The organism is Mesorhizobium sp. WSM3879, from assembly GCF_002294915.1.
Classification (GTDB): domain Bacteria; phylum Pseudomonadota; class Alphaproteobacteria; order Rhizobiales; family Rhizobiaceae; genus Mesorhizobium.
Genome location: NZ_NSFZ01000002.1, coordinates 95147 through 117852 on the forward strand (window position 1 = coordinate 95147; position 22706 = coordinate 117852).

A 22706-nucleotide genomic window follows, 5' to 3' on the forward strand; every position below is an offset into this window, starting at 1 on the left:
TGAATCGGCTGCAGCTGAAATTTGCTGTTTACGGCCCCTGCCGATTGCCGCAAGACAACGCGATTGCACGAAGGGTCGAAACCAGGGGGACCAGCCGTGTCGGACGCCAATCTCGAATTCCAGCCGCGCGCCCAGGGCAGCGTCATGGGCTTTCCGGCCCATGAGGGTCGCCCCGGCGCGCTAGGCGAGGTCCATGCTCGTCCGCACCCGCTGGTCGAGAAGCCGCGCGTGCTCATCCAACTCTCCTTCATGACCGAAGGCGGCTCGGCCGTCGACCTTGCCGTGCTGTCGGACCTGTCGCGGCGCTTGGGCATCGCAGCGCCCGAACGCCATGCCCGCCACCATGCCATGAAATGGGGCAAGGGCACCTTGCGCTGGGAACGGCATACGGAGTTCTCGACCTATCTCTGGGAAGGGCCGCTGGCCGAAAGCAGCCGGGGTCAGGAGGATTCGCCCTTCGGCAACGGCTTCTCGCCGCCGGGAACGGTGATTTCCGGCATCCGGCTCGAAATCCGCAAATGGACGCAGGCGAGCGAGAAGCTGATCGCCGGCTTCGATCCGACCAGCCTCTGCTATTCGCTGGTCGAGCGCGGTGCGGCGGCCATCGTCACGGACTTTCGCCAGGATGGTGACGGGCTGACCCGCATGCTGGTGCTCGACCGCGGCCTGACGCCGGCCAGCACCGGCGCCTTGTCGCAACGGCTGATCGACATCGAGACCTACCGGACGCTCGCCATGCTTGGCCTGCCGCTGGCGCTGACGCTGTCTGGTCGCGCCCGCCGCATCGAGGACCGGCTGGCGCAGACGACGCTTGAAATGAAGGCGGTCGAGACCCGCGACAGCCAGACCTTGCTCGCCGACCTCACCGAACTTGCCGCCGAATTGGAGGCCGATGCGGCATCCAGCCTCTACCGTTTCGGCGCCAGCCGCGCCTATGACGGCATCGTCAGCGAGCGCCTGGAGGCGCTGGATGAGGAGTCGGTACAGGGCTACGACACCTGGGCAGGCTTCCTGCAACGGCGCATGGCGCCGGCGATGCGAACCTGCCGCTCGGTGGAGGAGCGCCAGGCGAACCTCTCGCGAAAACTCACCCGCGCCACCACGTTGCTGCGCACCTGGGTCGATGTCGACGTCGAGAAGCAGAACCGCGACCTGCTGGCCTCGATGAACAATCGCGCCAGGCTGCAGTTGCGCCTGCAGCAGACGGTCGAAGGTCTCTCCGTCGCTGCCGTCTCTTATTATGTCGTCGGCCTCATCGGCTATGTCGCCAAAGGCGCGTCGAGCTTCGGCCATGCCTTCCCGCCGGAAGTCGTCACCGCGGCTTCGGTGCCGGTCGCCATCCTGCTCGTCTGGTGGGGCGTGCGCCGCGTGCGCAAGATGCACTCCGAGCCGGCCAAGCATCCGGGCGAGTAAACTTCCCCTCGACCGGGAGATTTCCCGAAGACAACAGAGGGCCGCGGCGCGAGAAGCTCCAGGATCTTCCTCGACGCCAGACGAGCCGGCGGTTACGTGAGGCGAACCCCTGACCGCTTCGCGGCCATCTCCCCTCGAGGGTCCCTCAAGCGGGCAGAAGCCAGCGGCAGATTGCCGCTGCGAAAGCTCGGCCGTCGTTCGCCATCCGATTTCGACCAAAGCAGCGTTTGCAAGGAATGCTCCCGGCTGGTAAAAGATTTTGACCAGTCGAGTGGAGGAGGCTTCGATGTCCGGCCTTGCCATGCCCAAGCCAGATGCCGGGACGCTGCGCAAGCGCGCCGAGATCGTCGCCGACATGCGCATCATCGTGCCGGGCGAGGGCGTTGTCGACACGGCCACCGAGATGCGCGCCTTCGAGAGCGACGGCCTGACCGCCTACCGCCAACTGCCGCTCGTCGTCGTGCTGCCCGAGACGGTGGCGCAGGTCTCCCGCGTGCTGAAATATTGCAACGAGCGCAACATCCGCGTCGTGCCGCGCGGTTCCGGCACGTCGCTGTCGGGCGGCGCGCTGCCGCTCGAAGATGCCGTGCTTCTGGTGATGAGCCGCTTCAACCGCATCCTCGCGATCGACTATCAGAACCGTGTCGTCGTCGCCCAGCCGGGCGTCACCAATCTCGGCATCACCACCGCCGTCGAGCACGAGGGCTTTTACTACGCCCCCGATCCATCCTCCCAGATCGCCTGCTCGATCGGCGGCAATGTCGCGGAAAATTCCGGCGGCGTGCATTGCCTAAAATACGGGCTTACCGCCAACAATGTGCTGGGCATCCAGATGGTGCTGATGAATGGCGAGGTGGTGCGGCTCGGCGGCAGCCATCTCGATCAGGAAGGCTATGACCTGCTCGGCGTCATGACCGGTTCGGAAGGCCTGCTCGGCGTCGTCACCGAGGTGACGGTGCGCATCCTGAAGAAGCCGGAGACGGCACGCGCGCTGTTGATCGGCTTTCCGACCAGCGAGCAGGGCGGCCAATGCGTCGCCGACATCATCGGCGCCGGCATCATCCCGGGCGGCATGGAGATGATGGATCGCCCGGCGATCCACGCGGCCGAGGATTTCGTCCATGCCGGCTATCCGCTCGATGTCGAGGCGCTGCTGATCGTCGAGCTCGACGGGCCGAGCGTCGAGGTCGATCATCTGATCGGTCTTGTCGAGGCGATCGCCTACCGCAACGGCTCGACCACCTGCCGCATCTCGCAGTCGGAGCAGGAGCGGCTGAGCTTCTGGGCCGGACGCAAGGCTGCCTTCCCGGCCGTCGGCCGCATCTCGCCAGACTATTACTGCATGGACGGCACCATCCCGCGCAAGGAGCTGCCGAGGGTGCTCGCCGGCATGCGCGACCTCTCCGAAAAATACGGGTTGGGCGTCGCCAATGTCTTCCATGCGGGCGACGGCAATTTGCACCCGCTGATCCTCTACGACGCCAACGTGCCGGGCGAGCTCGACAAGGCCGAGAGTTTCGGCGCCGACATATTGCGGCTGTGTGTCGAGGTCGGCGGCGTGCTCACCGGCGAGCATGGCGTCGGCGTCGAGAAGCGCGATCTGATGCCCGAAATGTTCAACCAGACCGATCTCGAGCACCAAATGCGCGTCAAATGCGCCTTCGATCCCGGCCATCTGCTCAACCCCGGCAAGGTCTTCCCGCAGCTCCGCCGCTGCGCCGAGCTCGGCCGCATGCACGTGCATCGGGGCCAGGTGGCGTTTCCGGACATTCCGAGGTTTTGATGGGAACGTCTCAGAACCTGGGTTCCTCGCCCCCGCTTCGCGGGGGGAGGAACCGGAGATTGCAATGACCACCTTCACCCCATCCAGCCCCGCCGAAGTCCTCTCCACCATCCAATGGGCCGCCGCGGAGGAAAGCCCGCTCGAAATCCTCGGCCATGGCTCCAAGCGCGGCATTGGCCGGCCGCTGCAGACCGAGCATACGCTCGACCTGTCGACGCTCACCGGCGTCACGCTCTACGAGCCGGCCGAGCTGGTGCTTTCGGCACGCGCCGGCACGCCACTCGCCGAAGTCGAAAAACTGCTTGCCGAGAACGGCCAGCAATTTGCCTTCGAGCCGATGGATTACGGGCCGCTGCTCGGCGGCGAGCCGGGTAAGGGAACGCTGGGCGGCGTGCTGGCTTCGAACCTATCCGGTCCGCGCCGGCTCAAGGCGGGTGCGGCACGCGACCACATTCTCGGCATATCGGCGGTTTCCGGCCGCGGCGAAGCCTTCAAGTCGGGCGGCCGGGTCGTCAAGAACGTCACCGGCTACGACCTTTCCAAGCTGATGGCGGGGAGCTGGGGCACGCTTGCCGTGCTGACCGACGTCACCTTCAAGGTGCTGCCGGCGGCGGAAACCGAGGTGACTTTGGCCATTCGAGGCCTGCTCGACGATGCTGCCGTTGCGGCTATGGCGCTGGCGCTGGGCTCCAGCGCCGAGGTCTCGAGCGCCGCGCACCTGCCCGAGCGGATCGCCGCGCGCGTCGCCGCCGGCCATCTCGGCAGCGATGCCGCGACGCTGCTGCGCGTCGAAGGCTTTGGCCCCTCGGTCGTCTACCGTACCGAGGCATTGCGAAACCTGCTCAGCAAGGCCGGCCCGCTGCAGGAAATTGCCGGCGAAGCGTCGAAGGCGATCTGGCGCGACATCCGCGACTGCGTGCCCTTTGCCGATGGCGGCGCAAGGCCGGTCTGGCGCGTCTCGATGCCGCCGTCTGAGGCGCATCACATGGTGATGGCGCTGCGCATGCAGGCGGCGGTCGACGCCTTCTACGATTGGCAGGGCGGGCTCGTGTGGCTTTCGATGCGCGAGGATGATCCGGAGGCGGAACTGCTGCGCGCATTGATCCGCAAATATGGCGGCGGTCACGCGACGCTGGTGCGGGCGTCTGCCTCGCATCGCGCGGCGCTCCCCGTTTTCGAACCGCAACCGCCGCATTTGGCGGCGCTTTCGGCGCGGCTCAAGGCCGAGTTCGACCCGAAGCACATTCTCAACCCCGGCCGCATGGCGCGTACTTCCAGCTCTGCTACTCTTCCTCAGTCAACGGAGGGAGCAGCACCATGAGCAATGCCAATCCAGGCCCGGGCAGCAGCGCGCGCCAGACCGATCGCTGGCTTGAGCCGGGCCAGACCAACGCGCTGGTCATCTACATTCTCTATCTCGCCAGCCTTGTCATCGGCGTCACCGGCATTATCGGAATCGTGCTTGCCTACATCAATCGCGGCAAGGCGGGCGGCTATGTCGAAAGCCACTACACATTCCTGATCAGGACGTTCTGGATCGGCCTTCTCTACGCGCTGATCTCGGTGGTCCTGATGATGCTCGCGATCGGTTTCCTGCTGATGTTTGCGGTTGCCGTCTGGTTCATCGTCCGCTGCATTCTGGGCCTGCAGGCGCTGCAGCGTGGCGAGCCGATTAGGGACCCGCAAAGCTGGCTTCTCGGGCAATGAGAGCATGATCCCGCAAAGTGGAAACCGGTTCGCGGAAAAGATCATGCTTAGACGATAAGGACATTTTTCGTGCAGACCAATTTTTCAGCAGCGCAGCTCGCTGACCCGCATGTCGCGGAATCGGAGAAGATCCTGCGCAAATGCGTGCATTGCGGCTTCTGCACCGCTACCTGCCCGACCTATGTAACGCTCGGCAACGAGCTGGATTCGCCGCGCGGCCGCATCTATCTCATCAAGGATATGCTGGAGAACGGCCGGCCGGCGGACAAGGAGATCGTCACCCATATCGACCGCTGCCTCTCCTGCCTTGCCTGCATGACGACATGCCCGTCAGGCGTGAATTACATGCATCTGGTCGATCATGCCCGCGCCCACATCGAGCAGACCTACAGACGGCCGCTGCTCGACCGGCTGACCCGCGCCATGCTGGCTTTCGTGCTGCCTTATCCGGGCCGCTTCCGCGCCGCGCTGAAGCTCGCCGGACTCGGCCGGCCATTGATCGGCCTGTTGGAAAAGCTGCCGACCCTGAAGCCGGTCGCCGCCATGCTGAAGCTTGCGCCGTCGTCGATCCCGCCGGCATCGCCGATCGCCTCGCCCGCCGTGCATGGCGGGCAGGGCACGAAACGCGGCCGCGTCGCCATCCTCACCGGCTGCGCCCAGTCGGTGCTCGATCCCGCCATCAACGAGGCGGCCGTCTCTTTGCTGACGCGGCTCGGCGTCGAGGTCGTGGTGCCGGAAGGCGAGGGCTGCTGCGGCGCGCTGGTGCATCACATGGGCCGCGAGGATCAGGCATTGGCTTCGGCCAGGCAAAATGTCGACGCCTGGATGCGCGCAATCGACCAGGGCGGGCTCGACGCCATCATCATCACCGCATCGGGCTGTGGCACTACGATCAAGGATTACGGCTTCATGCTGCGTCTCGATCCGGCCTATGCGGAAAAGGCGGCTCGTGTCTCGGCGCTGGCTAAGGACATCACCGAATATCTCGCTGCCCTCGACCTGCCCGAGCCGGTGCGCAAGCCGGGCACGATCGTCGCCTATCATTCCGCCTGCTCGATGCAGCACGGCCAGAAGATCACCCGTCAGCCGAAGGAGCTTTTGGCCAAGGCGGGCTTCGTCGTGCGCGAGCCGCGCGAAGGGCATCTCTGTTGCGGCTCGGCCGGCACCTACAACATCCTGCAGCCCGAGATTGCGGCCAGGCTGCGCGACCGCAAGGTGAAGAATATCGAGGCGACCGGCGCCGAAATCGTTGCCACCGGGAACATAGGCTGCATCACACAGATCGGATCGGCCGCGAAGCTGCCGGTGGTGCATACGGTGAAGCTGCTCGACTGGGCCTATGGCGGCGAGCCGCCGAAAATGAGTTGAGACAAAAAGTTGGCCGAAGTGAGAATGCAGCGATGAGCAACTCAGAATCGGCAGATGTCGAGACTGTTGTTCGCCTGTTGTCGGACCAGTCGCCTTCGACAGTTCATGCCCGTTATGCTGACTGCGAGGCGATTGTCACTCGGTATCTCCACAGCGGATCCGACTTTCTGCTTCGGCTTATCAAGGCGGTGATTGCCGCTGATGCCCACAAGATCACCCTGATCCAAGACGCAGTTTCGTTTCTGGGTGACGAACATCTGGGTCAGCTCGCGTTTTTTCTCCAGGCACAGGTGAAGCGTGGAATTGATGTCGAAGATCTGTTGGTTCACGTTACATTGCAGACGCCCGACTTGTTTCCAGCCAGCACCCTCGTCGACAATCCTGATTTCAAAGACTGGCTAACCCATGCCGATCCCCAATCACCGCCCGCATGCCAGCACTTCATCTTTGAAGAAGGCGCTCCGAGCGACATGTCTTTTCCGACACATCGCAATCATCCTACCTGGCATCTGCCGGCTCATCGGCCGTCATTTGTGGTTGGCGGCGTTGGGAAAGCTGTCTGCCCGACGTGCGGCAGGAGATTGACCCACCTCGTCACCTTGGACGGGGTTGAAGGCCTTCCTCGGCTTCGCTTGGAGACCTGCCAAGGCTCTCTTGAGCCGACCTACTACTCCCACGACGCAGATGGCATGCCGACTCCGATCGCGCCGTTCCATTCCTCCGAGGATTTCATGTCGCGGCTTGTCTCGGGGGAGCACGTCGCGCGGTTGGCGCCAACACCGCAGCGATGGCTCAGGCAATCGTGGTTCGCAAGCAATTCGCGACAGAACCTGTTCCGACTTGGCGGCTTGCCGTCATGGGTCCAAGGGCCGGACTTTCCGCTTGTGCCTGGAACAGATCGAAAAATGGAGTTCCTGCTCCAATTCGATTCATTCGCCGGTTTCTTCTGGGGTAGCGGCGGCATGCTTTACGTCTTCTGGGACGAAGAAAGCCGGATCACATGCCATGTGTCGCAGTGGACCTGACGACAGCAGCTACTCCGCCGCGAGCTTGTCCACGACGCCATAGGTCGCGCGGTAGAGCGCGCGCTGACGGTTGAGCGCCACCATGGTGTTGCGCAGCAGGATCGCCACCGTCAGCGGGCCGACGCCGCCCGGCACCGGCGTGATCCAGGAAGCGACCTCCTTGACGCTCTCGGTGTCGACATCGCCGACGATGCGGCTCTCGCCGTCCGGGCCGATTTCCGAATTGATGCCGATGTCGATGACGCAGGCGCCGGGCTTCACCATCTCGGCCTTGATCAGTCGCGGCCTGCCGACGGCGACGAACAGCGCATCCGCGCGCCGCGCATGCGCGGCCACCGAGCGCGTCATGTGATGGCACACCGTCACCGTCGCCCCCTCGCTCATCAGCAGAAAGGCGATCGGCTTGCCGACGATCTCGGAATGGCCGACCACCACCACCTCGAGCCCCTTGAGGTCCAGGCCGGTCTCCTTGAGAAGCTCGACCGATGCGGCCGCCGTGCAGGGTGCGAGATCGAGCTGGTTGTAGACGATGTTGCCGATCGAGGCCGGATGCATGCCCTCGACGTCCTTCAGCGGGTGCACCGCCGCCTGCAGCGTCTTGATCGGGATATGCGCCGGCACCGGCCGCTGGATGATGATACCGGTGACGCGCGGATCGGCGTTGAGGCCGTGAATGGCGGCTTCCAGCTCGCCCGCGGTGATGTCGGCGGCAAAGCGCCGTTCCTCGAAGCCGATGCCGGCAAGCCCGGCCTTGGCGCGCTGGTTGCGCACATAAACGTCGACCGCGTCGGTGTCGCCGACGGTGATCGAGACCAGCTTCGGTGGGAAGCCTTCCGCTGTGGCGATGGCCGCTTCCTCGCGTACCGAAGCGATGATGCGCTGGGCGACCGGACCGCCCCTGAGATAGCGGCTGTCGTCGGACCGAGTCATAGGTGGAACCTCTGCCTTCTGGAGCAACTCCAGAAGGGCGGTTTTCCGTCCGGAATTGCGTAAAACCAAGATTGTGCGCTGCAATAGCAGAGGTGCGCCGGGAAATCAGCCCCGAATGCGAAACATGCTGCTTCCGGGGCGACCCGTTGACGGGCTTGAAACGAAAAGGGCAGCGCGGTCTCCCGTGCTGCCCTTTCGTGACTGACCGTATCCCCACACGGCCCGTCCCCCGTTAACTCGATGCCAGTCTAAGCATGTCTCGCCAAACCGCGCTATGGCTTGGGGGCAACAGCGAGCGCCAAAACTGCTCAGCGCCGCCTAACCGGCTGATTCGCAGTTACTATATCACCTCGACGGTTGTTCCGACATTGACGCGCTCGTAGAGGTCGACAACATCCTCGTTGCGCATGCGGATGCAGCCGGAGGACACCGCGCCGCCGATCGTCCAGGGCTGGTTGGTGCCGTGGATGCGGTATTCCGTGGTGCCGAGATAGAGCGCGCGCGCGCCGAGCGGGTTCTCGGTGCCGCCGGCCAGATAGGTCGGCAGGTAGCGGCCCTTGGCCGCCTCGCGGGCGATCATTGCCGCCGGCGGGCGCCAGTCCGGCCACACTTTTTTGTCGGTGATCTTGTGCGTGCCCGACCATTCGAAACCGGGCTTGCCGGTACCGACGCCGTAACGGCGCGCCTTGCCGTCCTTCTCGACCAGATAAAGGAAGTTCTGGTGGGTATCGATGACGATCGTGCCCGGCTTCTGCGGCCCGTCATAGGCGACTTCCTGAGGCAGGTAGATCGGGTTGATCTGTGGCCGCATCACCATGCGCTTGGCAGGCTGCCGCACGGCTGCGGTGCGCTGCTGGTCGGGCTGCGCCTGGAAAAGCCGCCGCAGCGGCTGCTGGGTCGCCTGGCGGCTCGGGCGCACGATCCCTGGCGCATGGCCGAGCTGCAGCACCCAAGGCGCTGAAAGGTCGGGGCTCACCATCACGGGCGGCCTGTCGGCATAACGGTCATTGGCGAAAGAGGTCGTCGCGCCGGCGGCAAGCACCGCGGCTGCGCCGAGCACGAAAGTGAACGCTGTCTTCATCGGAACGCACCTTGATCGTCGAACTCGTCCAAGGGCAGGGAAGAGCCCTCGGCGTGGCGATCCTTGGCGCTGAGCGGCAAGCAAAACATGAATCGGAATGCGTAAAATGCCGACTTGTCAGTAAACTTTGTGGTGTGGTTACCGGCCGGTTCAGGAATCTGGTAAAGCCACGGTAAAACCGACGCTTGCGCGCATTAACGGACGGATTTTAACAATGGAACAAGAAAATGCCGGCCTGCTCGACGGCCCCGACGGTATCATGCGCTGCTTCTGGCACGGCAATCTGCCGGACTATCTGCACTATCACGACCATGAATGGGGCCGGCCCGTAGCGGACGATCGCCGGCTCTTCGAAAAGATCTGCCTCGAAGGCTTCCAGTCCGGTCTCTCCTGGCTGACCATCCTGCGCAAGCGCGAGAATTTCCGCGAGGCTTTCGCCAATTTCGACTTCGACAGGGTGGCGGCGTTCACCGACAAGGATGTCGAGCGTCTGCTCGGCAATGTCGGCATCATCCGCCATCGCGGCAAGATCGTCTCGACCATCAACAACGCCGGGCGCGCCCGTGAAATGGCCGATGAATTCGGCTCGCTGGCCGCCTGGTTCTGGAAGTTCGAGCCGGGGCCTGACGAGCGGCCGACGGTTGTCGACCTTGCCCATCTGCGCGCCAATCCGACGACGGCGGTCTCGGTCCGGATCTCCAAGGAACTGAAGAAGCGCGGCTGGAGCTTCGTCGGCCCGACGACCGTCTACGCCTTTATGCAGGCGATGGGCTTGGTCAACGACCATCTCGAAGGCTGTGTCTGCCGGGCAGAGGTGGAGGCCGAGCGGCAGAGGTTCAAGAGACCGAAATAGCGTCACCTCTACCCGCCCCTTATGGCCCCCTTGTGGGCAGGTCGCGCCGAAGGCGCGGGTCGGGTCGCAAAACCGAGCTCATCGCCTCCGACGCTACGCGTCCTCAGATTGGAGGGTGCGGAAGATCAGAGGCTACCGGCGCTTGTCAGAAACAGCCCGGCGATGATGGCCGCCACGGCAGCGAAGGCCGGGTAGATCACCAGCAGTCCGGTCACCAGCGCGTCGCGCACCGTCGGCTTGTGGGCTTCCGCCACGACCTCGAACGGCCCTGCGGGCTGCTGCGCCGGCTTGGGGGTGGCGCTGCCGGCCGGCCGGAGCTTGGCAACCGGCTTGCTCTCGATGATGTCTTCCGTGGTCGTCATGGCCCGAACCCTTATTTCGGCGCGCTTTATGGTCCTTGATTGTGTCGGCAGCATGCCGCGCCGGTGACGCGATTGTTTCGTTCTTGGCGCCGTTTTGTTTCGAAGGCGCGGCCTTTCCTTGTCGGCACAAGGAGAAGGGAAAGGCGCCAACCCTTGCCGCCCAAGGCGGTATCGTCTAGGACACGCCCGCTCGAAATAAGTCAGCGTTCACATAGCGAAAAGACCCATCCATGGCCGACAAATCGGAAAAGACGAAAGCGCGCCTGCCGCGCGGTTTTGCCGACCGCAGCGCAGAAGACATTCGCGCCGTCGAGAAGATGATGGCGACCATACGCTCGGTCTATGAGCTTTACGGTTTCGAGCCGGTCGACCAGCCGATGATCGAATACACCGATGCTTTGGGCAAATTCCTGCCCGACCAGGACCGCCCGAACGAAGGCGTCTTCTCGTTCCAGGACGATGACGACCAGTGGCTGTCGCTGCGCTACGACCTGACGGCACCGACGGCGCGTTTCGTCGCCGAGAATTACGACCGCCTGCCGAAACCCTATCGCAGCTACCGGTCCGGCTGGGTGTTCCGCAACGAGAAGCCGGGCCCCGGCCGCTTCCGCCAGTTCATGCAGTTCGACGCCGACACGATCGCCACGCCGGGCGTCGCCGCCGACGCCGAGATGGCGATGATGATGGCCGACGTGATGGAGGCGCTTGGCATCAAGCGCGGCGACTACGTCATCCGCGTCAACAACCGCAAGGTGCTGGACGGGGTGCTGGAGGCGATTGGGCTTGGCGGTGAGGAGAATGCCGGGCGCAGGCTGACGGTGCTGCGCGCCATCGACAAGCTGGACAAGCTCGGGCCGGAAGGCGTGAGGCTGCTGCTTGGCCCGGGACGATGGGATGGCGGCAAGGAAGGCGAAGGCGATTTCGCAAAGGGCGCGGGGCTGAGTGACGCGCAGGCCGAAGCGGTTCTTCTCGCAACGGCAAGGAACGGACAGGCTGGCCAGCATTCCACCGTCGGTGCCAACGCCGTGTATCAGGAAGGCGTCGGCGAACTTGCAACGATTGAAGCTCTGGTCAGGGCTGCAGGATATGGCGAGGACCGCGTTGCGATGGACCGCTCCGTCGTGCGCGGCCTCGAATATTACACCGGCCCGGTCTTCGAGGCCGAGCTGCTGGCCGAGATCCCCAACGACGAAGGTCAGATCGTGCGCTTCGGCTCGGTCGGCGGCGGCGGCCGCTATGACGGGCTGGTCTCGCGTTTCCGCGGCGAGCCGGTACCGGCGACCGGCTTCTCGATCGGCGTCTCGCGGCTGATGACGGCGCTGAAGAACCTCGGCAAGCTCGACACTTCCGACGTCATTGCTCCGGTCGTCGTTCTGGTCATGGACAAGGATACGGAAAGCCTCGGCCGCTACCAGAAGATGGTCGCCGATCTGCGCGCCGCCGGCATTCGCTCGGAGATGTATCTCGGCGGCGCCGGCATGAAGGCGCAGCTGAAATATGCCGACCGCCGCGGCAGCCCGATCGCCGTCATCCAGGGCGGCGACGAGCGCGTCAAGGGAGAGGTGCAGATCAAGGACCTCATCGAAGGCGCGCGCCTGTCGGCCGAGATCACCGATAACGCCGAATGGCGCGCCGCGCGCCCGGCGCAGGTGACGGTGGCGGAGAGCGAGCTGGTCGCCGAGGTGAAGAAGATCCTGGCAGCGCAGGCCGAGGAGCGGGCACGTGGCAAGTAGGGCGCCAACCTCTCCTTCTCCCCTTGTGGGAGAAGGTGGCCGAGCGAAGCTCGGTCGGATGAGGGGTGTTCCAGGGAGCGCCAGCGTCTCATTCCGCCCAGCACCCCTCATCCGTCTCGGCGCTGCACGCCAATCCATCTTCTCCCACAAGGGGAGAAGGGGAGGTGGCGCTTTATGACTTCCCGCTATCCCGCCATCGCCGCCGACGTCGCAAAACTCTTCGCCGCGCGCGACACCCACGCGGTCGAGGTGGCGGTGCTGCAGCCGGCCGATCCGTTCCTCGATATGGCGGGCGAGGATCTGCGCCGCCGCATCTTTCTGACCGAGAGCGAGACCGGCAAGACGCTGTGCCTCAGGCCCGAATTCACCATCCCGGTCTGCCTCGACCACATCGCCAGCCAGGCGGGCACGCCGCGGCGCTATTCCTATCTCGGCGAAGTGTTCCGACAGCGCCGCGAGGGCGGCAACGAGTTCTTCCAGGCCGGTATCGAGGATCTCGGCGATCGTGATACCGCCGCCGCTGACGCGCGCTCGCTGGCCGACGCGCACGCGCTGCTCTCGCTGGTGCTGCCCAGCGTGCCGCTCGCCATCACGCTCGGCGACCAGACCTTGTTCGAGGCGGTGCTGGCCGCGCTCGGCCTGCCGCGTGGCTGGCGCATGCGCCTCGCACGCGCCTTCGGCTCGGCGTCGATGCTGGAAGCGGCCCTTGCCGACCTCGCCAATCCGCCGCGCAACAGCCAGCTGTCGGGTCCGGTGGCCTTGCTGGTGCTCGACAGCGATACCGACGGCCTCGCCGCTTATATCGCCGCCGGCATGGAAGAGGCCGGGCTGTCGGCCTCCTCGGGCCGCGCCCCGGCCGACATCGCGCGGCGGTTGATCGAGAAGGCGCAACTGCGCAGCGTGCGGCTGTCCGACGAGGCGTTCTCGGCGTTGAAAGGATTTCTCGAGATCGACGTCGCGCTGGGCGGAGCAACTGAGGCGCTGGAAAAATTCGCCGCCGCTGCGGGCCTGTCCCTTGGCGCGGCGCTCGAAAATTTCGCCGCCCGCGCCGAGGCGATCGCGGCACATGGCCTGCCGGTCGAAAAGATCCGCTATGACGCCGCCTTCGGCCGTCCGCTCGATTACTATACCGGTCTCGTCTTCGAGATTGCTGCCCAGGGTGGCGACCGTCCGCTGGTGGGCGGCGGTCGTTACGACCGGCTGCTGACGCTGCTCGGCGCGAAGAAGCCTATCCCCGGCGTCGGCTTCTCGGTGTGGCTCGACCGCATCGAAGCACTACGGGAGCCCACGCGATGATCACGCTGGCGATCCCATCCAAGGGCCGTCTCAAGGAGCAGTCGCTTGAAGTCCTGGCCAAGGCCGGACTGGCGGTCACTCTGCCCGAGGACGACCGCAAATACCGCGCCCGGATCGAGGGCCTCGACAATGTCGAAGTGGCCTTCCTCTCCGCGTCCGAGATCGCCGGCGAGATCGGCCAGGGCGCGGTCGATCTCGGCATCACCGGCGAGGATCTGCTGCGCGAAAACCTCGCCGACTGGGAAGCGCGCGCCGAGATCGTCGCCCGTCTGGGCTTCGGTCATGCCGATGTCGTGGTGGCGGTGCCGGATATCTGGCTCGACGTCGATACCATGGCCGATCTCGATGATGTCGCCGCCGATTTCCGCCAGCGTCATGGCCGGCGGCTCAGGATTGCCACCAAATACTGGCGGCTGACCCAGCAGTTCTTTTCGCTGAAGCACGGCATCCAGGTCTACCGCATCGTCGAAAGCCTCGGCGCCACCGAAGGCGCACCGGCGGCCGGCCTTGCCGACGTCATCGTCGACATCACCACCACCGGCTCGACGCTGCGCGCCAACCATCTCAAGGTGCTGAGCGATGGGATAATCCTGAAGTCGCAGGCCTGTCTCGTTGCTTCCAGGAAGGTGCGCGACGCGGCCGATGAGGCACAGTTGCGTGGCATCGCAGCGAAGATGGCTGCGCTGGTCGCTTAACCGGTACCTTCGGCGGGTTTCCACCGTCCCGGCAGGCTGATAGGCTGGCTCATCCCGGGAGGAGACGGCGATGGCGATCAAACTCGACGAGCTCATGAACGCCACCAATCTGCGCGGGCGCGGAACGCATGGCACCTTCATTGCTCCGATGGACGGCAGGGCGCATGTCTCGGGCGACCGTTCGGCGCCGTTGCTCGACAAAACCATTCCGGAACTCTTCTCCGATACGGTGAGCAGATACGCCACGCTCGATGCCGCGGTCTTCGTCGGCCAAGACAAGCGCTTCACCTGGAGCGAGCTGTCGGATGCGGTCGACGCGCTGGCCGCCGGCTTCCTGGCGCTCGGCCTGGAGAAGGGCGATCGCGTCGGCATCTGGTCGCCCAACCGCTGGGAATGGCTGGTGACGCAGTTCGCCACCGCGCGCATCGGCCTGATCCTGGTCAACATCAACCCGGCCTACCGGCTGAGCGAGCTGGAATATGCGCTCAACAAGGTCGGTTGCAAGGCGCTGGTCACGGCGGTCAGCTTCAAGACCTCCGACTATCTCGGCATGATCGAGACGCTGGCGCCGGAGATCGCCAAGGCCGAGCCCGGCAAGCTCGAGGCAAAGAAGCTGCCGTCGCTGAAGATCGTCATCCGCATGGGCGAGGACAACTCGCCCGGCATGTTCAATTTCGGCGATGTGCTGGCAATGGCCGGACGCGACGAGCATGACAGCCTCGATCGCATCTCCGAAAGCCTGAAGCCCGGCGACGCCATCAACATTCAGTTCACCAGCGGAACGACGGGCGCGCCGAAGGGCGCGACCCTCACCCATTTGAACATCGTCAACAACGGCAGCTTCGTCACCTCGGCGATCGAGCTCACCGTCGACGACCGGCTCTGCATCCCTGTGCCGCTCTATCATTGCTTCGGCATGTCGATGGGCACGATGGGCTGCGTCACCAAAGGCGCCACGATGGTCTTCCCGGGCGAAGGTTTTGACGCGGGCGCGACGCTCAGAGCCGTCGCGCAGGAACGTTGCACCGGCCTTTATGGCGTGCCGACCATGTTCGTCGCCATGCTCGATCATGCCGATTTCTCTAGCTTCGACCTCTCCAGCCTGCGCACCGGCATCATGGCCGGCTCGCCATGCCCGATAGAGGTGATGAAGAAGGTGGTGTTGCTGATGCATATGGCGCAAGTGACCATTGCCTATGGCATGACCGAGACCAGTCCGGTTTCTTTCCAGAGCAGCGTCGACGACCCGCTGGAAAAACGCGTCTCCACGGTCGGCCGCATCCATCCGCATGTCGAGGTCAAGGCGATCGGCGCCGATGGCGCCACCGTCCCGGTCGGCGAGCCGGGCGAGCTCTGCACACGCGGCTATTCGGTGATGAAGGGCTATTGGGACGACGCGGAAAAAACCCGCGAGGCGATCGACGCCGACGGCTGGATGCACACCGGCGACCTCGCGACGATCGACGCCGAGGGCTATTGCAACATTGTCGGCCGGGTGAAGGACATGGTGATTCGCGGTGGCGAGAACGTCTATCCGCGCGAGGTCGAGGAATTCCTCTACCGCCACCCCAAGATCAAGGAAGTGCAGGTCTTCGGCATTCCCGACGACAAATATGGCGAGGAGATCTGCGCCTGGATCGTGCTGAAGCCCGGCCAGATCGCCACCGCTGAGGAGATCAAGGCCTTCTGCAGCGGCCAGATCGCGCATTACAAGGTGCCGCGCTACATCCGCTTCCGCACCGAGCTGCCGATGACGGTGACCGGCAAGCCGCAGAAATTCCTGATGCGCGAGGCAATGGTCGAGGAACTGGGGCTGGTGGCGCAGAAGACGGCGTGAGGCGGGATTGATCCGGAAATATTCAGCCTTCGCAAAACGCGCTCGAAGCACGAACTGCCGACCACGCGTTTGGATGGGATTATGGACAACGAGTTCCCAAATTTTGCGGCGCTGAAGGCCGCCAAAATCGAAAACGTGGACTATCGCATCGTCGTGCGGCGTGGCGCTCGAACCGGCAATGCGATCGTCCTCGCCCCGCACGGTGGGAAAATCGAGCCCCGCACCTCCCTGATTGCCGAGACGGTGGCAGGGAGCGATCTGGATCTGTATTGCTTTGAAGGACTGATGCCGCACAACAATCGCGAGTTGCACATAACGTCAAATAACTTTGACGAGGAATCCGCGCTCGACTTGGTGCGGGCGAAGTCGATTGTCGTTGCTATCCATGGTCGCCAGGATCGGGACGATCCCTCGACAATCTATATGGGCGGCAAGGATGCCGCGCTGATTACAGAGATAGTTCGGCGCCTCCAGGAAGCCGGCTTCAACACCAAAAGGGACAACCATATTTTCCCAGGAATCGGCGATTTGAACATCGTCAATCGTGGATTGACCGGCAAAGGAGCGCAGCTGGAGATACCCTTCTCCCTGCGCCAGCGGCTGGGGAACGAGCCGGAACTTTTGCGAAAATTCTGCACGGCGGTTCGCAAGGCGATTGACACCGTCGATGCCAGAAGCCGTTCGATCGTGTCCTAAAGCCGCATCGCCCAGACCGGCAAGTGGGAGCACGCCACGCACGCGTGAAGTCCTGTCGCGGGTGCTGTGAGGACGGTGATTGCCGGCGCGGGAAACGGCGTAAGACCATGGCATCTCGACGTTTCGGTGCGCTGGAACAGCCGGCGCCGCAACTCCTCGCGCATCCTCGGCAGCAGCGGATCGGCTTCCCGGAAGAAGTCGAACGCCGGTTGATCGGTCCGTCCGCTTCGCAATGATGTCGGCTCGGGTGCTTCCCACAGGCTTTTCCGCTAAATTCGCCGAAACGCAGGGGCTTCAATGACTGGTTTCGCGCGGTCGGTGACTTCCTACACAATGCCATTGGCCGCCCTGGTGATGGCTGTCGCGGTCAGAGCCAGCGGCCTTTCGGTGGACGAAGGTTCGCTGAGCATCAGGATTGTCGTTGGAGCGCTTTCGAGTGCGATCATGTTCATCACCATTTTCGTGGTGCTCGACCACGCCGAGGCCGTGGCCCGGCGCGTGGGGGAGCCGTACGGGACGTTGGTGCTGACCTTTGCCGTGACGGCAATCGAAGTGTCGATCATCGTTTCCATGATGCTGCATGGAGAGAACAACCCGACATTGGCGCGCGAATCCGTTTTCTCGACAGTGATGATTATCTCCACCGGCGTCGTCGGTACGTGTCTCACGCTTGGCGGCTGGCGTCATCGCAAGCAGGCAATCGTTCGGCAAGGGACCAGCGCGTATCTCGCGGTTCTGATCGCGCTGACTGTCATGACGCTTGTCCTGCCGACCTACACTCAAACCACGGATCCAGGCACGTTTTCGGCAGGCCAGCTTGGTTTTGTGAGCGTCCTTTCAGTGCTGCTCTATGCAAGCTTCGTGTTCGCCCAGACCGTTCGGCACCGGGACGACTTCGTCCAGGAACAGGCGCACGACGTTTCGATGCGAACTGCCCTTCCCGAAAGCCTTTCTGTCGGCGTTCTGCTGCTGCTGAGCGGGCTGATCGGCATCGTCATGCTGGCCGAGCAGGTCGCCGCCGGTGTCGAGGATACGCTCGTTGCCTACCAGGTGACCCAGGCCGACAGTATCGTGGGAGCGATGATCGCCGGGCTGGTTTTGATGCCGGAGGCCATTTCGGCGGTTCGCGCCTCGCTCAACAATGAGCTGCAGCGCGGCCTCAACGTTGCGATGGGTTCGGCCTGCGCCACCATCGGTCTGACGATACCGGCGGTCGCGGCCGCCAGCCTGCTGACAGGCCGAGGGTTAACCCTTGGGCTTCCGGCGGCTGATGCGGTACTTTTGGCCCTGGCTCTTTTCATTTGCAGCGTAAGCTTTAGCACCGAAAGAACGACATTCCTGACCGGAATGGTTCATATTGTGGTGTTCTTTACCTACGTATTTCTCATATTTGTGCCGTAAAGGCTGGCAATCGAACGCAGGGTAGAGAACACGAGGTTGGGAACCGCACTATCGGATTTTCGAAGCGGGCAGCGTTAGCTCCGGTAAGCAGCAGAAGCTTCCGATACGGGGCGTTGGCTGAGAACTGGGATTGGGGCAAAGCTCAGAATCCAGGGTCAGCTCGCCAGCACCGCCTGATCCAATCCCCGTATGATCTTTGCCAGTTCCACGCATTCGTCCTGGCGCACCTTGTTGCGCCGCCATGCGAGGCAGATCATGCGCTGCGGCATCGGCTCCTGGAACGGCACGATCTTGAGGTCCGGCATGACGCCGGCGGCGTTTGCCGCCATTTCCGGAACCAGCGTCACGCCCAGCCCATGCGCCACCATCTGCAAGAGCGTGGTGAGACTGGTGGCGCCATAGCTTGCCATCGCCACCGGCCGAACATTGCCGCAGACGGCCAGAGCCTGTTCGCGCAGGCAATGGCCTTCCTCGAGCAGCATCAGCCGTTCCAGCGCCGGGCTTTCCGGCGGCACGGGCGGCGAGGCGAAGGCCGGATCGCCGGCGGGCACCGCAAGGAAGAAGCGGTCCGGGAAGAGCTCTTCCGTGACGAGCCCCGGATGGTCGAGCGGCAGCGCGGCGATGAAAGCGTCGAGCTTGCCCGAGACATTGTCCTCGACCAACGATGCCGTCAGCGCCTCGCGCAGTTCGAGCTGCAGGCCCGGGAAATGCTTCTTCAATTCCGGCAGGACCCGCGGCAGGAGATAGGGCGCTACGGTCGGGATGATGCCCAGCCGGAAGCGGCCTTCCATCGCGGGGCGGCCGCGCCGGGCGGTCGTCTCGACGTCACGTATATCGGCAAGAATGCGCTCGATGCGCGGCTGCAGCACAAGCGCTTCGTCCGTCATCCGCACCGTCTTGCCGCCGCGCTCGAACAAAAGACAGTTCAGCCGCTCTTCCATTTCGGCGATCTGGCCGGAGAGCGCCGGCTGGCTGACGCCGGCAAGCTTCGCGGCGCGGCCGAAATGCAGCGTCTGCGCCAGCGCGTCGAAATAAAGCATCTGTCGCACGGTGAGGCCGATCATAAGGAAAGCTTATCAAAACGAACGGGAAAGGCAATTTGTCTTTATCGCCAAGCCGGCCTAGGCTGGAATCATTCCAGATTGGCGCGGCCGCTGGCGGGCCCCGAAATCTGCGCAGAATCAATCTCGGAAAAATCAAAACCTGGAGAGTAAGATGGACGCGAAAACCGACGACAACAGCGCTGGCAAATGCCCCGTGGCGCATGGATCCGCCGGCAGGACCAATCGGGATTGGTGGCCGAATCTACTCGACCTCGGCGTTCTTCATCAGCAGTCGAGCCTCTCGGACCCGATGGGCGAGGATTTCGACTATGCCACGGAATTCCGGAGCCTCGATCTCGATGCCGTGATCAAGGACCTGCACCATGTGATGACCGACTCGCAGGACTGGTGGCCGGCCGATTTCGGCCATTACGGACCGCTCTTCATCCGCATGGCCTGGCACAGTGCCGGCACCTATCGCATCGGCGACGGGCGTGGCGGCGCCGGTGCGGGCCAGCAGCGGTTCGCGCCGCTGAACAGCTGGCCGGACAATGCCAATCTCGACAAGGCACGCCGGCTGCTGTGGCCGGTCAAACAGAAATACGGCCGCAGTATCTCCTGGGCCGACCTGATGATCCTGGCCGGCAACGTCGCGCTGGAATCGATGGGTTTCAAAACCTTCGGCTTCGCCGGCGGCCGTGCCGACGTGTGGGAGCCGGAGCAGGACGTGGATTGGGGCTCCGAAACGAAGTGGCTGGACGACCAGCGCTATTCCGGCGACCGTGAACTGCAGGGCCATCTCGGCGCCGTTCAGATGGGCCTGATCTACGTGAACCCGGAAGGCCCGAACGGCAAGCCGGATCCGGTCGCCGCGGCCCGCGACATCCGCGAGACCTTCCGCCGTATGGCCATGAACGACGAAGAGACCGTGGCGCTGATCGCCGGCGGCCACACCTTCGGTAAGACCCATGGCGCCGGCGATGCCGCGCTGGTGGGCGTGGAGCCGGAAGGTGCCGGCATCGAAGCGCAGGGCCTCGGCTGGTCGAGCAAACATGCCACCGGCATTGCCGGCGACGCCATCACCTCGGGCCTGGAAGTCACCTGGACCACGACGCCGACCAGATGGAGCAACAATTTCTTCGACAACCTGTTCAACTTCGAATGGGAGCTGACGAAGAGCCCGGCCGGCGCCAATCAGTGGACGCCGAAGGGCGGCGCCGGCGCCGGCACGGTTCCGGACGCGCACAATCCCTCCAGGCGTCATGCTCCGGCCATGCTCACCACCGATCTCGCGCTGCGCTTCGATCCGGCCTATGAGAAGATCTCGCGTCGCTTCCACCAGTACCCGGACCAGTTCGCCGACGCTTTCGCCCGCGCCTGGTTCAAGCTCACCCATCGCGACATGGGCCCGGTGGTTCGTTATCTCGGCCCGCTCGTGCCGAAGGAAGAGCTGATCTGGCAGGATCCGATTCCGGCGATCGACCACGAACTGGTCAGCGAAGAGGATATCGCCGCGCTGAAGGCGAAGATCCTGGCCTCCGGCCTCATGGTTCCTGAACTGGTCTCAACTGCCTGGGCCTCGGCCTCGACCTTCCGCGGCTCGGACAAGCGCGGCGGCGCCAATGGCGGCCGCATCCGTCTCAGCCCGCAGAAGGACTGGGAAGTCAACCAGCCGGCCCAGCTTTCGAAGGTGCTGGCGAAGTTCGAAGCCATCCAGCAGGAGTTCAACGCGGCGCAGGCGGGCGAGAAGAAGATCTCGCTCGCCGACCTGATCGTGCTCGGCGGCGCCGCCGCGATCGAGAAGGCCGCGAAGGACGGCGGCAATGAGGTGAACGTGCCCTTTACGCCAGGCCGCATGGACGCTTCGCAGGAGCAGACCGATGTCGAATCCTTCGCGGCACTCGAGCCGAGGGCCGACGGCTTCCGCAACTACGTCCGCGGCAGGCTGCCCATGTCGGTCGAAGCGATGCTGGTCGACCGTGCGCAGCTCCTCACGCTGACGGCGCCGGAAATGACGGTGCTGGTCGGCGGCTTGCGCGTGCTCGGCGCCAATCATGGCGGCTCAAAGCACGGCGTGTTCACCGACAGGCCGGGCACGCTGACCAACGACTTCTTCATCAACCTGCTCAGCATGGCGACCATCTGGGATCCGGCGGCCGGCTCTGAGCCAGACGCGGATGAGGCCTATGAGGCGCGCGACCGCAAGACCAAGCAAGTCAAGTGGACCGGCACCCGCGCCGACCTGATCTTCGGCTCGCACTCGCAATTGCGTGCGCTGGCCGAGGTTTACGGCTCGGCGGATGCCAAGCAGAAGTTCATCAAGGACTTCGTCAAGGCGTGGACGAAGGTGATGAATCTCGACCGCTTCGAGCTGGTCGCGAAGTAAAGCAGGTGTCCGGAAAGTAGGAACCGCTTAGGGGGACAAAGACATACGCAATTCAAAAAACTAAAGCGCACGGAGCGAAACTGAAAGATCGCAATGCGCTTTAGGTCTCATCCTCCCAAAGAGAAGGCGCGGGTTCATGCCCGCGCCTTTTGCATTAGGTATCAGTCTTTTTCGAAGATGCCAGCCTTGGCGATGATGCCGGCGATCGCCCCGCCGATCAGTGGCGCGACGATGAACAGCCAGAGCTGGCCGAGCGCCGCGCCGCCCGAAAACAGCGCCGGGCCGATCGAGCGCGCCGGATTGACCGAAGTGCCCGTCACCGGGATCATGGCAAAGTGGAGCCCTGCCAGCGTCAGGCCTATCACCAGGCCGGCAAAGGCCGTCATGTGCTTGGCGTTGGTGACGCCGAGAATGACGGTGACGAAGGTGAAGGTGCCGATCAGCTCCCACAGGAAGGCCGAGCTCATGCCCCATTTCGCCTCGTCCCAGCCATTGGCGCCGAAGCCCCCGGTGTGGCCGCCGGCCTGGCCGGTGACGATGATCCACAGCGCCAGCGAAGCGATGATGGCGCCGATGATCTGCGCGATCCAGTAAGGCACGACTTCCCTCGCCGGCATCCGCCCCGCAAGGAACACGCCGAGCGTCACCGCCGGATTGAGATGCGCGCCCGAGATCGGGCCGATCGCATAGGCCGCGGCGATCAGGCCGATGCCGAACGCCAGGCCGATGCCCTCCTGTCGGAGCGGCAGCGCGCCGCCGAAGCCGCCCGTGACCACGGAGGCCGTGCCGATGAACACCAACAGAAACGTGCCTAGAACTTCTGCCAGATAAGTCTTCATTGCCCTCTCCTCATAGGGATCCACCAAAACGCGTTTTCCGCGTCGCGAATCACAGACGAAAGAGTATTCCTGCCGGCAAAACTTGGAAAGCCGAGTGTTAAGCCAGAGGTCTTGCTTTGCATCCGCCAGTCAAGACATTAGAGAAGTTTCATGTGCGAGGCGTTTTTCTTGTTTATCCGCTGACCGCCGACTGCCGCGAAAGAACCTTCCGCCTGTTGCATGGACGATGGCATGGGACAGGTCGTTTTGGCTTCACCG

The 22706-nt window shown here is 63.9% G+C and carries 19 protein-coding genes; 14 read left to right on the forward strand and 5 right to left on the reverse strand.

Annotated elements, in window-relative coordinates; genetic code table 11:
- Nucleotides 1–96 precede the first annotated feature (96 nt).
- The 6 genes from CK218_RS03980 to CK218_RS04005 all read left to right on the forward strand — a co-directional run bounded on the left by CK218_RS03980 (nucleotide 97) and on the right by CK218_RS04005 (nucleotide 7296).
- On the forward strand, nucleotides 97–1413 hold the full coding sequence (locus CK218_RS03980) for a DUF3422 family protein (RefSeq protein ID WP_095826933.1): 1317 nt from the start codon (nucleotides 97–99) through the stop codon (nucleotides 1411–1413).
- Nucleotides 1414–1699: 286 nt separating this feature from the next.
- On the forward strand, nucleotides 1700–3196 hold the full coding sequence (locus tag CK218_RS03985) for an FAD-linked oxidase C-terminal domain-containing protein (protein WP_095827208.1): 1497 nt from the start codon (nucleotides 1700–1702) through the stop codon (nucleotides 3194–3196).
- Nucleotides 3197–3260: 64 nt separating this feature from the next.
- A complete protein-coding gene (gene glcE, locus CK218_RS03990) occupies nucleotides 3261–4517 on the forward strand; it encodes a glycolate oxidase subunit GlcE (RefSeq protein ID WP_095826934.1) in 1257 nt (418 codons plus the stop codon).
- The gene (locus tag CK218_RS03995; RefSeq protein WP_095826935.1) at nucleotides 4514–4903 is read left to right on the forward strand and encodes a DUF4870 domain-containing protein; all 390 of its coding nucleotides are present in this window, start codon (nucleotides 4514–4516) and stop codon (nucleotides 4901–4903) included. Before glcE ends, CK218_RS03995 begins: the two co-directional genes overlap by 4 nt.
- A gap of 69 nt (nucleotides 4904–4972) precedes the next feature.
- Nucleotides 4973–6271 carry a glycolate oxidase subunit GlcF gene (gene glcF, locus CK218_RS04000; protein WP_095826936.1) on the forward strand — a complete coding sequence of 433 codons (1299 nt, stop codon included), beginning with the start codon at nucleotides 4973–4975 and terminating at the stop codon, nucleotides 6269–6271.
- Nucleotides 6272–6303: 32 nt separating this feature from the next.
- Nucleotides 6304–7296 (forward strand): hypothetical protein, encoded by a 993-nt coding sequence (locus CK218_RS04005; RefSeq protein ID WP_095826937.1) that lies wholly within the window; start codon nucleotides 6304–6306, stop codon nucleotides 7294–7296.
- Nucleotides 7297–7305: 9 nt separating this feature from the next.
- On the opposite strand, the gene CK218_RS04010 is transcribed toward CK218_RS04005, so the two are convergent.
- A complete protein-coding gene (locus CK218_RS04010) occupies nucleotides 7306–8226 on the reverse strand; it encodes a bifunctional 5,10-methylenetetrahydrofolate dehydrogenase/5,10-methenyltetrahydrofolate cyclohydrolase (protein ID WP_095826938.1) in 921 nt (306 codons plus the stop codon).
- 340 nt (nucleotides 8227–8566) lie between these two features.
- Nucleotides 8567–9307: a L,D-transpeptidase gene (locus tag CK218_RS04015; protein WP_095826939.1), complete on the reverse strand. Its 741-nt coding sequence runs from the start codon at nucleotides 9305–9307 to the stop codon at nucleotides 8567–8569.
- A 214-nt stretch (nucleotides 9308–9521) separates the two neighbouring features.
- Between CK218_RS04015 and CK218_RS04020 the strand changes: the two genes are divergently transcribed.
- Nucleotides 9522–10160, forward strand: coding sequence for a DNA-3-methyladenine glycosylase I (locus CK218_RS04020; RefSeq protein ID WP_095826940.1), 639 nt, complete (start codon nucleotides 9522–9524; stop codon nucleotides 10158–10160).
- 125 nt (nucleotides 10161–10285) lie between these two features.
- On the opposite strand, the gene CK218_RS04025 is transcribed toward CK218_RS04020, so the two are convergent.
- Nucleotides 10286–10522 (reverse strand): hypothetical protein, encoded by a 237-nt coding sequence (locus CK218_RS04025; RefSeq protein WP_066989234.1) that lies wholly within the window; start codon nucleotides 10520–10522, stop codon nucleotides 10286–10288.
- A 230-nt stretch (nucleotides 10523–10752) separates the two neighbouring features.
- On the opposite strand from CK218_RS04025, the gene hisS reads away from it, so the two are divergent.
- The 6 genes from hisS (at nucleotide 10753) to CK218_RS04055 (ending at nucleotide 18180) form a co-directional block, all read left to right on the forward strand.
- Complete coding sequence (hisS, locus tag CK218_RS04030; RefSeq protein ID WP_095826941.1) at nucleotides 10753–12255, forward strand: histidine--tRNA ligase; 1503 nt, start codon at nucleotides 10753–10755, stop codon at nucleotides 12253–12255.
- Nucleotides 12256–12429: 174 nt separating this feature from the next.
- A complete protein-coding gene (locus tag CK218_RS04035) occupies nucleotides 12430–13551 on the forward strand; it encodes an ATP phosphoribosyltransferase regulatory subunit (RefSeq protein WP_066989230.1) in 1122 nt (373 codons plus the stop codon).
- On the forward strand, nucleotides 13548–14246 hold the full coding sequence (hisG, locus tag CK218_RS04040) for an ATP phosphoribosyltransferase (protein WP_095776372.1): 699 nt from the start codon (nucleotides 13548–13550) through the stop codon (nucleotides 14244–14246). Before CK218_RS04035 ends, hisG begins: the two co-directional genes overlap by 4 nt.
- Nucleotides 14247–14316: 70 nt before the next feature.
- Nucleotides 14317–16083 carry an AMP-binding protein gene (locus tag CK218_RS04045; protein ID WP_095826942.1) on the forward strand — a complete coding sequence of 589 codons (1767 nt, stop codon included), beginning with the start codon at nucleotides 14317–14319 and terminating at the stop codon, nucleotides 16081–16083.
- An 81-nt stretch (nucleotides 16084–16164) separates the two neighbouring features.
- Nucleotides 16165–16779, forward strand: coding sequence for a poly-gamma-glutamate hydrolase family protein (locus CK218_RS04050; protein ID WP_095826943.1), 615 nt, complete (start codon nucleotides 16165–16167; stop codon nucleotides 16777–16779).
- Between the two features lie 297 nt (nucleotides 16780–17076).
- Entirely contained in the window at nucleotides 17077–18180 is a 1104-nt protein-coding gene (locus CK218_RS04055; protein WP_095826944.1) for a calcium:proton antiporter, read from the forward strand.
- 155 nt (nucleotides 18181–18335) lie between these two features.
- Here the strand turns inward: CK218_RS04055 and CK218_RS04060 are convergent, their stop codons facing one another.
- Entirely contained in the window at nucleotides 18336–19244 is a 909-nt protein-coding gene (locus CK218_RS04060; protein ID WP_095826945.1) for a hydrogen peroxide-inducible genes activator, read from the reverse strand.
- Between the two features lie 151 nt (nucleotides 19245–19395).
- Here CK218_RS04060 and katG point away from each other — a divergent pair, with 151 nt between their 5' ends.
- A complete protein-coding gene (gene katG / locus CK218_RS04065; RefSeq protein WP_095826946.1) occupies nucleotides 19396–21609 on the forward strand; it encodes a catalase/peroxidase HPI in 2214 nt (737 codons plus the stop codon).
- A 161-nt stretch (nucleotides 21610–21770) separates the two neighbouring features.
- On the opposite strand, the gene CK218_RS04070 is transcribed toward katG, so the two are convergent.
- Nucleotides 21771–22448: an MIP family channel protein gene (locus CK218_RS04070; protein ID WP_095826947.1), complete on the reverse strand. Its 678-nt coding sequence runs from the start codon at nucleotides 22446–22448 to the stop codon at nucleotides 21771–21773.
- Nucleotides 22449–22706 lie beyond the last annotated feature (258 nt).

Coding starts and splice junctions, on each gene's coding strand:
- CK218_RS04060 (WP_095826945.1), bottom strand. CDS start 19,244: ATGATCGGCCTCACCGTGCGACAGATGCTTTATTTCGACGCGCTGGCG.
- CK218_RS03985 (WP_095827208.1), top strand. CDS start 1,700: ATGTCCGGCCTTGCCATGCCCAAGCCAGATGCCGGGACGCTGCGCAAG.
- CK218_RS04050 (WP_095826943.1), top strand. CDS start 16,165: ATGGACAACGAGTTCCCAAATTTTGCGGCGCTGAAGGCCGCCAAAATC.
- hisG (WP_095776372.1), top strand. CDS start 13,548: ATGATCACGCTGGCGATCCCATCCAAGGGCCGTCTCAAGGAGCAGTCG.
- CK218_RS04070 (WP_095826947.1), bottom strand. CDS start 22,448: ATGAAGACTTATCTGGCAGAAGTTCTAGGCACGTTTCTGTTGGTGTTC.
- CK218_RS04015 (WP_095826939.1), bottom strand. CDS start 9,307: ATGAAGACAGCGTTCACTTTCGTGCTCGGCGCAGCCGCGGTGCTTGCC.
- CK218_RS03995 (WP_095826935.1), top strand. CDS start 4,514: ATGAGCAATGCCAATCCAGGCCCGGGCAGCAGCGCGCGCCAGACCGAT.
- glcE (WP_095826934.1), top strand. CDS start 3,261: ATGACCACCTTCACCCCATCCAGCCCCGCCGAAGTCCTCTCCACCATC.
- CK218_RS04005 (WP_095826937.1), top strand. CDS start 6,304: ATGAGCAACTCAGAATCGGCAGATGTCGAGACTGTTGTTCGCCTGTTG.
- CK218_RS04045 (WP_095826942.1), top strand. CDS start 14,317: ATGGCGATCAAACTCGACGAGCTCATGAACGCCACCAATCTGCGCGGG.
- CK218_RS04025 (WP_066989234.1), bottom strand. CDS start 10,522: ATGACGACCACGGAAGACATCATCGAGAGCAAGCCGGTTGCCAAGCTC.
- CK218_RS04010 (WP_095826938.1), bottom strand. CDS start 8,226: ATGACTCGGTCCGACGACAGCCGCTATCTCAGGGGCGGTCCGGTCGCC.
- hisS (WP_095826941.1), top strand. CDS start 10,753: ATGGCCGACAAATCGGAAAAGACGAAAGCGCGCCTGCCGCGCGGTTTT.
- CK218_RS04035 (WP_066989230.1), top strand. CDS start 12,430: ATGACTTCCCGCTATCCCGCCATCGCCGCCGACGTCGCAAAACTCTTC.
- katG (WP_095826946.1), top strand. CDS start 19,396: ATGGACGCGAAAACCGACGACAACAGCGCTGGCAAATGCCCCGTGGCG.
- CK218_RS04020 (WP_095826940.1), top strand. CDS start 9,522: ATGGAACAAGAAAATGCCGGCCTGCTCGACGGCCCCGACGGTATCATG.
- CK218_RS04055 (WP_095826944.1), top strand. CDS start 17,077: ATGACTGGTTTCGCGCGGTCGGTGACTTCCTACACAATGCCATTGGCC.